The following is an 11,387-nucleotide window of genomic DNA, read 5'->3' as shown; positions in this document are numbered from 1 at the left end:
CGCCCGCCCCCACGTCGGCCGCCCCCTCGCCGAGCGCGTCGGCCTCGCCGAGCGCGAGCCTCAGCCCGTCGCCGAAGGCCACTGCGAGCCCGAAGGCGAGCCGCACCCAGGCGGCTTCCCGGAGCAAGGCGCGGACCGCCTCCCCGTCCCCGACGGCGAAGAAGACGAGCAGCCCGAAGGTCGTGGACAGCGGCTCCTGCGGCGCCTCCTTCTACGCCGAGGGCCAGATGACGGCGAACGGCGAGACGTTCAACCCGAACGCGCTCACCGCGGCGCACAAGACGCTGCCGTTCGACACCAAGGTCCGGGTCACCAACCCGGCCAACGGCAAGTCGGTGGTGGTGCGGATCAACGACCGCGGCCCGTTCATCGACGGCCGGTGCCTGGACCTGTCCCGCGCCGCGTTCGCGACCATCGCCGCCACGAGCCTCGGCCACGTGAACGTCCGGTACGAGGTGCTCGGCTGACCGGCCACTCGGGCAGAACTTCCACGACCGACGGGCCAGGTTCATTCTCCCGTTCACGTCCATCAGGCATGCTGTCCGATGTACGCACGCAACCCTTCCAGCCGGGCCGAGGCCCGCTGAGTCCCGGATCCCGCGCCGGCCTCGGCGCGGCCCTCGCGCTGCTCGCGATCGTGGTCGCGGTGGAGCTGGCGGACGGCCGACCGGCGCACTACCTGGCGCTGATGGTCGTCGCGCCGTTCCTCGCGGCGGCGCTGGCGTCCTGGCGGGTGGTGCTCGTGGTCGGCGGCCTGGCCACCGCCATCGGTGTCGGCTTCGCCGTCGCCGAACGGGGTAGCCCGCTGGTGACAGTGGTCAACGTGACGGCTGTGGGGGCGGCCACCGCGATCGCGGCCGCCACGGCGGCGATACGCCAGCGCCAGGCGGACCGGATCGCGGAGCTGTCCCGGCTCGCCTCGGTCGCCCAGCAGGCGGTGCTGCGGCCGCTCGGCCCGCAGGTCGGGACGCTCGCGGTGGCCGCCCGGTACATCTCGTCCACCGCCACGGCGGAGATCGGCGGCGACCTGTACGAGGTGATGGACACCCCGTACGGCGTGCGCATGATCATCGGCGACGTACGGGGCAAGGGGCTGGACGCGGTCCGCCTGGCCAGCATCGTCCTCGGCTCCTACCGGCACGTCGCGTACGAGCGGGCCGACCTGCGCGCGGTGGTGACCGACCTGGACCGCGCGGTGGCCCGCAACGTCGGCGACGAGGACTTCGTCACCGCGGCCCTGGTCGAGGAGCGCGGCGGCACGCTCACCATCGTCAACTGCGGGCACCCGCCACCGCTGCTGCTGCGCCGGGGCGCGGTGATCCCGCTGGAGCCGCCCGCGCCCGCGCCGCCGCTCGGCTTCATGCCAGTGGTCCGCCCCCGGGTGGAGCGGCTGGAACCGGGTGACCGGCTGCTGCTGTTCACCGACGGGCTGGGCGAGGCGCGCCGGGACGGCGAGTTCTTCCCCACCGCCGACCGCGCCTGGCGGCTGCTCGGCCACGGCACCGTCGGGGACGGGCTGGCCTCGCTGGAGACCGCCCTGGTCGAGTGGGTGCACGGCCGGCTCGACGACGACATCGCGCTGGTCCTGATGGAGTACGTCGGCCCGCGCAGCACCACCGCATCCCCGGTACCGAGCTGGGAGGTCGGCGCCGCCGACGGATGAACGGGAAGTGTGTAATCGCTGTCACTTCCGAGATCCGCTTGTCGTTGCCTACCGGCGAGTAATACAGTCTGGAGTTACTGATCGGTAACACCTGTCCGGAAGCGGGGCCAGCGAGCATGACCCACTACAAGAGCAATGTGCGGGACCTCGAGTTCAACCTGTTCGAGGTATTCGGGGCGGACCGGACGCTCGGCCAGGCGCCGTTCACGGACCTGGACGTCGACACCGCCCGCAGCTTCCTCGGCGAGGTCGACCGCCTCGCCCGCGAGGATCTGGCCGCCAGCTACTCGGACAGCGACCGCAATCCGCCGGTCTTCGACCCGGCGACGTTCACCGCGCCGCTGCCGGAGTCGTTCAAGAAGTCGTACAAGGCGTTCATGGACTCCGAGTTCTGGCGCCTGGACCTGCCGGAGTCCCTGGGCGGCACCAACGCTCCGCGCGCCCTCTGGTGGTCGCTCGCCGAGCTGGTGCTCGGCGCCAACGCCCCGATCTGGATGTACGCCTCCGGTCCGTCCTTCGCCCACGTGCTGCACGTCGAGGGCACCGAGGAGCAGAAGAAGTGGGCCCGGCTGTTCATCGACAAGCAGTGGGGCTCGACCATGGTCCTCACCGAGCCGGACGCCGGCTCGGACGTGGGCGCCGGCCGTACCCGCGCGATCCAGCAGCCGGACGGCTCGTGGCACATCGAGGGCGTGAAGCGCTTCATCACCTCCGGTGAGCACGACCTGAGCGACAACATCGTCCACTACGTGCTGGCCCGTCCGGTCGGCGTCGAGGGCGTCGGCGGCCCGGGCACCAAGGGCCTGTCGCTGTTCGTCGTGCCGAAGTACCACTTCGACGCCGAGACCGGCGAGCTGGGCGAGCGCAACGGCGTCTACGCGACGAACGTCGAGCACAAGATGGGCCTGAAGGTCTCGAACACCTGCGAGGTGACCTTCGGCGAGCACGGCGTACCGGCCAAGGGCTGGCTGCTGGGCGAGAAGCACGACGGCATCCGCCAGATGTTCATGATCATCGAGTACGCCCGGATGCTCGTCGGCACCAAGGCGATCGCCACGCTCTCCACCGGCTACCTGAACGCGCTGGAGTACGCCAAGAACCGGGTGCAGGGCGCGGACCTGACCCAGATGGCCGACAAGACCGCCCCGCGGGTGACCATCACCAACCACCCGGACGTGCGCCGCTCGCTGCTGCTGCAGAAGTCGTACGCCGAGGGCCTGCGCGCGCTGGTCTGCTACACCGCGACCTGGCAGGACAAGGTCACGATCGCCGAGGCGGCCGGTGACGAGAAGGCCACCAAGCTGGCGAAGCGGGTCAACGACCTGCTCCTGCCGCTGGTCAAGGGCGTCGGCTCGGAGCGGGCGTACGAGCTGCTCGGTCACGAGGCGCTCCAGACCTACGGCGGTTCCGGCTTCCTCCAGGACTACCCGCTGGAGCAGTACGTCCGGGACGCCAAGATCGACACCCTGTACGAGGGCACCACCGCGATCCAGAGCCTCGACCTGATCTTCCGGAAGATCGTCCGGGACAACGGCAAGGCCCTGATGGCGGTCGCCGCCGAGATCCAGGAGCACATCGCCTCCGAGGCCGGCAACGGCCAGCTCAAGGAGGAGCGTCAGGCGCTCGGCAAGGCGCTCGCCGAGATCCAGAACATCCTCGGCGTGATGACCGGCTGGCTGGGCGAGGCCCAGGGCGGCGACACCCGCGCGCTCTACAAGGTGGGCCTGAGCAGCCGCCGGTTCCTGCTGGCGATCGGCGACCTGGTGGTCGGCTGGCTGCTGCAGAAGCAGGCGGACGTGGCGCTGAAGGCGCTGGCCGGCGAGGTCTCGGCGGCCGACAAGTCCTTCTACACCGGCAAGGTCGCCGCGGCCCGGTTCTTCGCCCGCGAGGTGCTGCCCCGCATCGGCGCCGACCGCCGGATCATCGAGGGCACCGACCTGGAGATCATGGACCTCCCGGAGGAGGTCTTCTGAGCCCTTTCGGGGGCTTTCACCCCTGAAACGTCACTCTCCCCCTCATGACGACGGCCGGCGGGCACCAGCCCGCCGGCCGTCGTCGTGCGTGTGCCCGGGGTGGATAGGCGGCCCGGTGGCGGGTAACCGTCGCGGACCACGACCGGAGTACGCCCAAGGCCATCGCACGGGGGAGTGCAGCGCACATGGGCATTGGTAGCGCCATCTTTCTCATCGCGCTCGGCGCGATCATGACCTTCGCCATCCGGGCCAACGTCTGGTGGATCGACCTGCGCGCGGTCGGCTGGGTGTTCATCCTGGCCGGGCTGGGCGTCCTGCTCACCACGCTGTGGTTCTGGCAGGACCGTCGCAAGCGGGCCCGCACGCTCATCGTGGAGGAGAACCGGCTCTCGCATCCGACCGCGATGATGCCGCCGCCGCCCGACCCGCCGCCGCCGACGGCCCCGCCGTCCTGACGCCGCGTCTCAGCGGCCGATCCGGTCCAGCTCGGCGAGGTCGTCGCCGGAGAGGGCCAGCCCGGCGCCGGCGACGTTCTCGCGCAGGTGCGCGACGGACTTGGTGCCGGGGATCAGCAGGATGTTCGGCGAGCGCCGCAGCAGCCAGGCCAGGGCGACGCCCATCGGCGTCACCCCCAGGCGTTCGGCCACCGCCGACAACGCCGAGGACTGCAACGGGGTGAACCCGCCGAGCGGGAAGAACGGCACGTAGGCGACGCCCTGCCGGGCCAGCTCGTCGATCAGGTCGTCGTCCTGGCGGTGGGCCAGGTTGTACAGGTTCTGCACGCAGACGATCGGCGCGATCGACCGCGCCTCGGCCACCTGTTCCGGCGTCACGTTACTCAGGCCCAGGTGGCGGATCAGACCCTCCTGCTGGAGCGTGGCGAGCGTGTCCAGCGCCTCGGCGAGCGATCCGGGGTGCGGCCCCGTGGCGTCGCCCAGCCGCAGGTTCACCAGGCCGAGCGCGTCCACGCCGAGCGTCTCCAGGTTCTCCCGGACCTGCCGGCGCAGGCTCTCCGGATCCCGTGCGGTGGGCCAGCCGCCCTGCTCGTCCCGGTCCGCGCCGACCTTGGTGACGACGTGCAGCGAATCCGGGTACGGGTGCAGCGCCTCCCGGATCAGCCGGTTGGTGACGAACGGCCCGTACGCCGCGCTGGTGTCGATGTGGGTGATGCCGAGCGCGACCGCCTCGCGCAGCACCGCCAGGGCGCCGTCGTGGTCGGCGGGCGGTCCCATGACCCAGGGGCCGGCGAGCTGCATCGCGCCGTAGCCGAACCGGGTGACGGTCAGGTCGCCCAGCGTCCAGTTGCCGCCGGGAAGGGTGGTGCGGGCCATGCGTGTACCTCTTGGCTCTCGTCGTCCGTCACGGGCGCCGCCGGATCACAGCGCCCGGCCTCCACTATCGGGGTGTAACTTTCCGGGGGGAAGTAGGCACCTCAAAGTGCGTAGCTCACCGGCGTGGCAGGAGCAGAGCATGAGCAAGGCCGAGTACGACGCGTTCCTGGCCCAGTGCCCCAGCCGGCAACTGCTCGACCGGATCACCGACAAGTGGGTCACGCTGGTGCTGGCCGCGTTGCGTACCGACGGCTCGCACCGGTTCGGAGCGGACTGCGCCGGTGAGCCGCGACCGAGGCGATACTCCGAGCTGTTCCGCACGCTGCCCGGGGTCAGCCAGAAGATGCTCACCCAGACGCTGCGCGCCCTGGAGCGCGACGGAATGATCACCCGCACCGTGGAGCCGACGGTGCCGGTGACTGTCACCTACGAGCTGACCGACCTCGGGTACTCCCTGCACGAGATGATCCGGGGCCTGAAGACCTGGGCCGAGACGCACATGGACGACGTGCTCGCCAACCGGGCGACCTACGACAGCCGGGTCTGAGCCGTCCGCTCAGGCGCGGGCGGTGTGGCGGCCGGTGATCGGCGCGTTTCCCGGCGCGAGGTCGGCCCAGCGGGTCGTCGGCCGGTGCACCACCAGATCGGTGGTCCGTAGCCCGTCCGGGTCGGCCCGCTGCGGGTCGAGCAGCGCCGACAGCAGAGAGATCCCCGGGTTGTGGGCGACGAGCAGCACCGTCCCGGCGGTCGGCTCGACCGTCCACAGCAGCTCCAGCAGCTGATCCGGAAGCGCGTCGTACGCGGTCGGCTCGTAGCGCACCGCGGGAGCCGAGCCCGCGGGACCGCCCTCCGGCGGGGAACCGCTCATGCCCATCGCCACGTCGTGCCAGGTCTGCCGGGTGCGCCGGGCGGGCGAGCAGAGGACCACGTCGGGGAGCAGCCCGTGCCGGGCCAGCCAGGCGCCCGCGGTGGCGGCGTCGGCGTGCCCGCGCGCGGTGAGCGACCGGTCCGTGTCCGGGAGGTCACCGGACTTCTCGGCCTTGGCGTGCCGCAGCAGCACCAGCGTCCGCTGCCCGTTCCTGCCGTCCGTCATACCGCCCAGCTTGCCTGATTGACGATCAAAGCGCCTGGGTATGTCGATGTGTGCCGCTACCTCATCCATGGCCGCGGCGGGCAGGAAACGCCAGCAGGACGCCAAGGAGGCGAAGTCATGGGCATCGGTGCCAGCATCTTCCTCATCGCGCTCGGCGCGATCTTCGCGTTCGCCATCGACGCCAATCTGGGATGGCTGAACCTCAACGTGGTGGGCTGGGTGCTCATGCTCGCCGGCGTCGCCGGCCTGCTCACCACGCTCTACTTCTGGAACAGCCGCCGCCGGGTCGTGGCCGCCCCGGTACGCGAGCAGGTGGTCGCCGAGCCGGTGGTGCCGGTGCGTGACGACCGCGTCGTGCGCGAGGAGTACCGCGAGGTGCGCCGCCCGGGCTCGGGCTACCCGGCCTGACCTCCCGAACCCGAGGGCCCCGCAACGGCGCGGGGCCCTCGCGCATGTCCGGGTCCGCCCGGCTCAGGCGAACAATGCGAAGTAGATCGCGATGTGGTGGCAGATCGCGGCGACGAGCGTGCAGGCGTGGAAGAACTCGTGGTGCCCGAAGACGGTGGGCCACGGGTTCGGCCGGCGCAGCGCGTAGAACACCGCGCCCACGCTGTAGATCGCGCCGCCCACGCTCAGCAGCACCAGCGCGGTGACGCCACCGGCATGAAGGATCTGCGGCAGCATGGCCACCGCCACCCAGCCGAGCGCCAGGTAGAGCGGGGCGGAGACCCAGCGCGGCGCGTGCGGCCAGATCAGCTTCACCGCCACGCCCGCGATCGCGCCGCCCCAGACCAGGCTCAGCATGATCGTGGCCTGCCGGTTGTCCAGCAGCAGCGCGCAGAACGGTGTGTAGGTGCCGGCGATGAACACGAAGATCATCGAGTGGTCCATCCGGCGCATGATCTGGTAGCCGCGTTCGGACCAGACCCGCCGGTGGTAGAGCGCGCTGGTGCCGAACAGTCCGCACACGGTGAAGCTGTAGATCAGGCAGCTCACCAGCGGCGCCCAGCCGGGACGGCCGGCGGCGATCGAACACAGCACGATGCCGCAGACGAGAGCGGCGAAGAACGCGTATGCGTGCAGCCAGCCGCGCATGCGCGGCTTCCCGATGTCGGCCGGCCGGAGCCGGAACGGTGCGGAGGTCGTCACCTCAATAGGTTACGACGGCGTAGGTTACTTGCAAGTAGTGTGGACCGTCACGTCAGCCGACGGGAGGATGACCGGATGCGGATCCGGCCGGCCGGGGCGTACGCCCTGCTCCTCGACTGCGACGACGCGGAGCAGGCGCAGGCGTGGCAGGCCGAGCTGTGGCACCGCCGCGAGGCCGGCGAGCTGACCGCCACCGAGATCGTCCCCGGCGCGGTCACCGTGCTGCTCGACGGCGTACCGGACCCCGAGGCGGCCGCCGCCCGGATCACCGGCTGGCGGCCCCGGACCGCCGCCTCCGGCGCGGCCACCGCCGAGGTCCGGGTGCCGGTCATGTACGACGGCGAAGACCTCCCACGCGTCGCCGGGCACTGGAACGTCGACGTGCCCGCAGTCGTCGACCGGCTGCGGCGCACCGAGTTCCGAGTCGCGTTCTGCGGGTTCGCGCCCGGGTTCGCGTACCTGACCGGGCTGCCGCCCGAGCTGGCCGTGCCCCGGCTCGCCACACCGCGTACCCGGGTGCCGGCCGGCTCGGTCGCGCTCGCCGGCCCGTACGCGGGCATCTACCCCGCCGCGTCACCGGGCGGCTGGCTGCTCGTCGGCCGCACCGACCTGCCGCTGTTCGACGTGCACGCCGACCCGCCGGCCCGGCTCACCCCGGGCACCCGCGTCCGGCTGGCCGACGCACCGTGATCGAGGTGCTGCGGGCCGGCGCGCTCACCACCGTCCAGGACCAGGGCCGGCCCGGGTGGGCGCACCTCGGCGTACCCCGCTCCGGCGCGCTCGACCCGGCCGCCCTGCGCCTGGCCAACCGGCTCGTCGGCAACGACGAGCACGCCGCCGGGCTGGAGATCACCCTGACCGGCTGCGCGCTGCGCGTCACCCGGGCGGTGGCTGCCGCCCTCACCGGGGCCGCGGCCGACGTGGTCGTCGAGTGGCCGGCCGGAGCCGCACGGCGGCGCCCGGGGGACGTGGGACGGCCGCTCGCGCTGCCCGCCGGGGCGGTGCTGCGCGTCGGACCGGCCCGCGCCGGGGTACGCACCTGGCTGGCCGTCAGCGGCGGGATCGCGGTCGAGCCGATGCTCGGCAGCCGCGCCACCGACACGCTCTCCGGCCTGGGGCCGCCGCCGCTGCGCGACGGGGACCGGCTGCCCCTCGGCACCCCGGCCGGTCCACCCGCACCCGTCGACCTCGCCGTCACGCGGCCCGTCCCGGACGAACTGCGGCTCACCGTGCGTCCCGGCCCCCGGCAGGACTGGTTCACCCCCGAGGCGCTGGAGCTGCTGTGTCGCGACGCGTACACGGTGAGCCCGGACAGCAACCGGGTCGGCGCTCGGCTGGCCGGCGCGGCCCTGCCCCGCGCGGTCGCCGGCGAACTGCCCAGCGAGGGCCTGGTGCTCGGCGCGGTGCAGGTGCCGCCGTCGGGCCAACCGCTCGTCTTCCTGGCCGACCACCCGACCACCGGCGGGTACCCGGTCATCGGGGTGGTGGACGACGTGACCCCGCTCGCCCAGGCCCGGCCAGGCACTACGGTGACGTTTCATGGACCTCAACGCTGACCTGGGCGAGGGATTCGGAAGCTGGCGGCTGGGCGACGATCACGCACTGCTCGACCTGATCAGCTCCGCGAACGTTGCCTGCGGCTTCCACGCCGGTGACGCGGCCACCATGCACCGGGTCTGCGCCGGCGCCGCCGAACGCGGCGTCGCGGTGGGCGCGCAGGTCGGCTACCGCGACCTCGCCGGCTTCGGCCGGCGGCACATCGCGTACGACTTCGCCGAGCTGCGCGACGAGACGATCTACCAGCTCGGGGCGCTCGACGCCTTCTGCCGCCTGTACCGCACCCGGGTCCGCTACCTCAAACCCCACGGCGCGCTCTACCACGCGGCGGCCCGCGACGAATCGCAGGCCGCCGCGCTGGTGGCGGCGATCAGCGGGTACGACCACGAGCTGCCGGTGCTCTGCCAGCCCGGCACCGTGCTGGCCCAGCTCGCGGCCGGTGCCGGCCTGCGGGTGGTGGCCGAGGGCTTCGCCGACCGCAACTACCTGCCCAACGGCACGCTGGTGCCGCGCAGCTCACCGGACGCGCTGGTGACCGACCCGGAGCAGGTGGCCGTCCGGGCGGTACGGATGGCAGTCGAGCGCACGCTCGTCGCCGTGGACGGGACGGTCGTCCCCGCCCCGGTCGAGTCGATCTGCCTGCACGGCGACAGCCCCGGCGCGGTGCGCTGCGCGGAACTGGTTCGCGCCGCGCTCATCGACGCCGGGGTGACCCCCACCCCGTTCGCCTGAACGGGACGGTCAGGACTCGTCCATGCCGCGCAGGACCAGCGGCACGCGGGTCGTGCCGCCGCTGACCACCCGCACCGGGACGCCCCAGTCCTGCCGGGTCAGGTGGCAGGCCGCGTGCTCCACGTCGGCGTCGCAGGTCGCCGCCTGGGCGGTCACCTGGAGCACCCCCTGCGCCACGTCGCCGCTGACCACCAGCTTGCGGGACAGGTCGGTGGTCGTGCCCGCGCCCTCGACCAGCAGCTCCGGTGGGGACGCCGAGACCACGAGCCGGGTCGACGGCCCGTACGTCTCGTCGAGCTTCTGCCCCGGCGCCGGCGTGAAGATCACGTCGAGCGTCAGCTCACCGGCCGCCACGTCGGTGGGCTTGCGCTCCAGCCGGTGCCGGGGGCCGTCCACCGTGTTCGCCCCGGCCGACGTCAGCGCGCCCGGCGCCAGCCGGGTCAGCCGGTGCGCGGCCGACTCGACCACCAGCACGTCGCCCTCACCGGTGAGCACCAGGTCGCTCGGCTCGGCCAGCCCGTCCGCCACGGTGCCCACCTGCCCGGTCTCCGGGTCGAAGCGGCGCACCGCACCGTTGTACGTGTCGGCGATCAGCACCGAGCCGTCGGGCAGCGCGCACACGCCCAGCGGGTGCTGGAGCAACGCCTGGTCGGCCGGGCCGTCGACGTGCCCGAAGTCGAACAGGCCCTGACCGACGGCGGTGTGCATCTCACCGCTCTCGACCCACCGGATCGCGCTGGTCTCGCTGTCGGCGACCCAGAGGCGGGCGCCGTCGGCCGACACGGACAACCCGGACGGCTGGGCCATCCACACGTCCGGCAGCGGGCCGTCGCGCAGCGCCTCGACAGTCGTTCCGGCGTACATGCCGGTGGTCCGCTTGATCGGGTCGAACCACCAGAGCTGGTGGATGCCGGCCATCGCCACGATCACCCGGTCGTCGTACCAGGCCACGTCCCAGGGGGACGACAGGTCGACCGCGCGGGCGTCGTGCGCGTGGTCGTCGACAGTCGAACGCCACTGCCGCCCGGTGCCGGCCACGGTGACCACCTCGCCGGAGGACAGCCGCACGCCGCGCAGCAGGTGGTTGACCGTGTCCGCGACGACCACGTCGTAACCGGCCACCTCGGCCACGTGCGGCGGCAGCAGGCAGAGCCCCTGCGGCTCGGCGAACGTGGCGGCGGAGGCCGGGCCGTCCGTCCGGCCCCGGGAACCGGCGCCGATGCGGCGGACCACCGTCTCGCCGTCGGCGGCCAGCTCGACCAGAGAGTGCCGGGCCGAGTCGCTGACCAGCAGGTTCCCGCCGTCGAGCGGCAGCGCCTTGCCGGGGAAGCGCAGGACGGTGTCCGGCTCGGCCGGCGGCACGTACGGGCCCTCGCCCCGGTGCAGCGTGCCCTTCGCCTCGTGGGTGGAGATCAGCTCGTCGATCAGCCGGGCGAGCCCTTCGGCGTGCCCCTCGCCGGCCATGGTGGCGACCACGTACCCCTCGGGGTCCACCACGGCGAGCGTCGGCCACGCCTTGGCCGCGTACTGCTGCCACATGTCCATCTCGGCGTCGTCGAGCACCGGGTGGTGCACGCCGTACCGCTCGACGGCCGCGGCCAGCGCCGCCGGGTCCTTCTCGTGCTCGAACTTCGGCGAGTGCACACCGATCACGACCAGGACGTCGCCGTACTTGTCTTCGAGCGGGCGCAGCTCGTCGAGCACGTGCAGGCAGTTGATGCAGCAGAACGTCCAGAAGTCGAGCAGAACGATCTTGCCCCGTAGGTCGGCCAGTGTGACGGCCTTGCCGCCGGTGTTCAGCCAGGCCCGACCCCGCAGTTCCGGTGCCCGTACGCGTGCGCTCATGCCTCCATCGTGCCGCACCGGCCGGGCGCGCTCCCGGCGATCCG

At 72.5% G+C, this 11,387-nt stretch carries 13 protein-coding genes; 9 read left to right on the top strand and 4 right to left on the bottom strand.

What is annotated here, in order from left to right; genetic code table 11:
* From EAD96_RS22915 to EAD96_RS22900, 4 genes are all read left to right on the top strand, one after another.
* Positions 1-467, top strand: a 467-nt coding sequence (locus tag EAD96_RS22915; RefSeq protein WP_121685728.1) for a septal ring lytic transglycosylase RlpA family protein, incomplete at its 5' end; no start/stop codon positions are given.
* Positions 468-535: 68 nt separating this feature from the next.
* Positions 536-1,663, top strand: a complete 1,128-nt coding sequence (locus tag EAD96_RS22910; RefSeq protein WP_121685726.1) for a PP2C family protein-serine/threonine phosphatase — start codon at positions 536-538, stop codon at positions 1,661-1,663.
* A 116-nt stretch (positions 1,664-1,779) separates the two neighbouring features.
* The gene (locus tag EAD96_RS22905; RefSeq protein ID WP_120572400.1) at positions 1,780-3,636 is read left to right on the top strand and encodes an acyl-CoA dehydrogenase; all 1,857 of its coding nucleotides are present in this window, start codon (positions 1,780-1,782) and stop codon (positions 3,634-3,636) included.
* A gap of 185 nt (positions 3,637-3,821) precedes the next feature.
* The gene (locus tag EAD96_RS22900) at positions 3,822-4,091 is read left to right on the top strand and encodes a DUF6458 family protein (protein ID WP_013283345.1); all 270 of its coding nucleotides are present in this window, start codon (positions 3,822-3,824) and stop codon (positions 4,089-4,091) included.
* 9 nt (positions 4,092-4,100) lie between these two features.
* On the opposite strand, the gene EAD96_RS22895 is transcribed toward EAD96_RS22900, so the two are convergent.
* Entirely contained in the window at positions 4,101-4,967 is an 867-nt protein-coding gene (locus EAD96_RS22895; RefSeq protein ID WP_121685725.1) for an aldo/keto reductase family oxidoreductase, read from the bottom strand.
* A gap of 139 nt (positions 4,968-5,106) precedes the next feature.
* On the opposite strand from EAD96_RS22895, the gene EAD96_RS22890 reads away from it, so the two are divergent.
* Positions 5,107-5,514: a helix-turn-helix domain-containing protein gene (locus EAD96_RS22890; RefSeq protein ID WP_120572398.1), complete on the top strand. Its 408-nt coding sequence runs from the start codon at positions 5,107-5,109 to the stop codon at positions 5,512-5,514.
* Between the two features lie 9 nt (positions 5,515-5,523).
* Here EAD96_RS22890 and EAD96_RS22885 read toward each other — a convergent pair whose 3' ends face one another.
* A complete protein-coding gene (locus EAD96_RS22885; RefSeq protein ID WP_121685724.1) occupies positions 5,524-6,060 on the bottom strand; it encodes a histidine phosphatase family protein in 537 nt (178 codons plus the stop codon).
* Between the two features lie 117 nt (positions 6,061-6,177).
* Here EAD96_RS22885 and EAD96_RS22880 point away from each other — a divergent pair, with 117 nt between their 5' ends.
* The gene (locus tag EAD96_RS22880; protein ID WP_120572396.1) at positions 6,178-6,468 is read left to right on the top strand and encodes a DUF6458 family protein; all 291 of its coding nucleotides are present in this window, start codon (positions 6,178-6,180) and stop codon (positions 6,466-6,468) included.
* Positions 6,469-6,531: 63 nt separating this feature from the next.
* On the opposite strand, the gene EAD96_RS22875 is transcribed toward EAD96_RS22880, so the two are convergent.
* Positions 6,532-7,209: a hemolysin III family protein gene (locus EAD96_RS22875; protein ID WP_121685723.1), complete on the bottom strand. Its 678-nt coding sequence runs from the start codon at positions 7,207-7,209 to the stop codon at positions 6,532-6,534.
* A 75-nt stretch (positions 7,210-7,284) separates the two neighbouring features.
* Between EAD96_RS22875 and EAD96_RS22870 the strand changes: the two genes are divergently transcribed.
* The 3 genes from EAD96_RS22870 to EAD96_RS22860 are packed head-to-tail and all read left to right on the top strand — an operon-like array spanning position 7,285 to position 9,498.
* Entirely contained in the window at positions 7,285-7,899 is a 615-nt protein-coding gene (locus EAD96_RS22870) for an allophanate hydrolase subunit 1 (RefSeq protein WP_121685722.1), read from the top strand.
* Positions 7,896-8,765 (top strand): biotin-dependent carboxyltransferase family protein, encoded by an 870-nt coding sequence (locus tag EAD96_RS22865; protein WP_121685721.1) that lies wholly within the window; start codon positions 7,896-7,898, stop codon positions 8,763-8,765. Before EAD96_RS22870 ends, EAD96_RS22865 begins: the two co-directional genes overlap by 4 nt.
* Positions 8,749-9,498, top strand: coding sequence for a LamB/YcsF family protein (locus EAD96_RS22860; protein WP_120572392.1), 750 nt, complete (start codon positions 8,749-8,751; stop codon positions 9,496-9,498). The genes EAD96_RS22865 and EAD96_RS22860 overlap by 17 nt, the downstream gene beginning before the upstream one ends.
* 9 nt (positions 9,499-9,507) lie before the next feature.
* Here the strand turns inward: EAD96_RS22860 and EAD96_RS22855 are convergent, their stop codons facing one another.
* Entirely contained in the window at positions 9,508-11,343 is a 1,836-nt protein-coding gene (locus tag EAD96_RS22855; RefSeq protein WP_121685720.1) for an NHL domain-containing thioredoxin family protein, read from the bottom strand.
* Between the last annotated feature and the right edge of the window lie 44 nt (positions 11,344-11,387).

The organism is Micromonospora sp. BL1 (assembly GCF_003667485.1).
Taxonomy (GTDB): Bacteria; Actinomycetota; Actinomycetes; order Mycobacteriales; family Micromonosporaceae; genus Micromonospora; species Micromonospora tulbaghiae.
Note: the sequence above shows the minus strand (reverse complement) of the source record. Positions and strands in the feature narration are given on the sequence as shown.

Excerpts from the sequence above, each read along its gene's own strand:
- EAD96_RS22910 (WP_121685726.1), top strand. The coding sequence starts at position 536 with ATGCTGTCCGATGTACGCACGCAACCCTTCCAGCCGGGCCGAGGCCCG.
- EAD96_RS22905 (WP_120572400.1), top strand. The coding sequence starts at position 1,780 with ATGACCCACTACAAGAGCAATGTGCGGGACCTCGAGTTCAACCTGTTC.
- EAD96_RS22900 (WP_013283345.1), top strand. The coding sequence starts at position 3,822 with ATGGGCATTGGTAGCGCCATCTTTCTCATCGCGCTCGGCGCGATCATG.
- EAD96_RS22895 (WP_121685725.1), bottom strand. The coding sequence starts at position 4,967 with ATGGCCCGCACCACCCTTCCCGGCGGCAACTGGACGCTGGGCGACCTG.
- EAD96_RS22890 (WP_120572398.1), top strand. The coding sequence starts at position 5,107 with ATGAGCAAGGCCGAGTACGACGCGTTCCTGGCCCAGTGCCCCAGCCGG.
- EAD96_RS22885 (WP_121685724.1), bottom strand. The coding sequence starts at position 6,060 with ATGACGGACGGCAGGAACGGGCAGCGGACGCTGGTGCTGCTGCGGCAC.
- EAD96_RS22880 (WP_120572396.1), top strand. The coding sequence starts at position 6,178 with ATGGGCATCGGTGCCAGCATCTTCCTCATCGCGCTCGGCGCGATCTTC.
- EAD96_RS22870 (WP_121685722.1), top strand. The coding sequence starts at position 7,285 with ATGCGGATCCGGCCGGCCGGGGCGTACGCCCTGCTCCTCGACTGCGAC.
- EAD96_RS22860 (WP_120572392.1), top strand. The coding sequence starts at position 8,749 with ATGGACCTCAACGCTGACCTGGGCGAGGGATTCGGAAGCTGGCGGCTG.
- EAD96_RS22855 (WP_121685720.1), bottom strand. The coding sequence starts at position 11,343 with ATGAGCGCACGCGTACGGGCACCGGAACTGCGGGGTCGGGCCTGGCTG.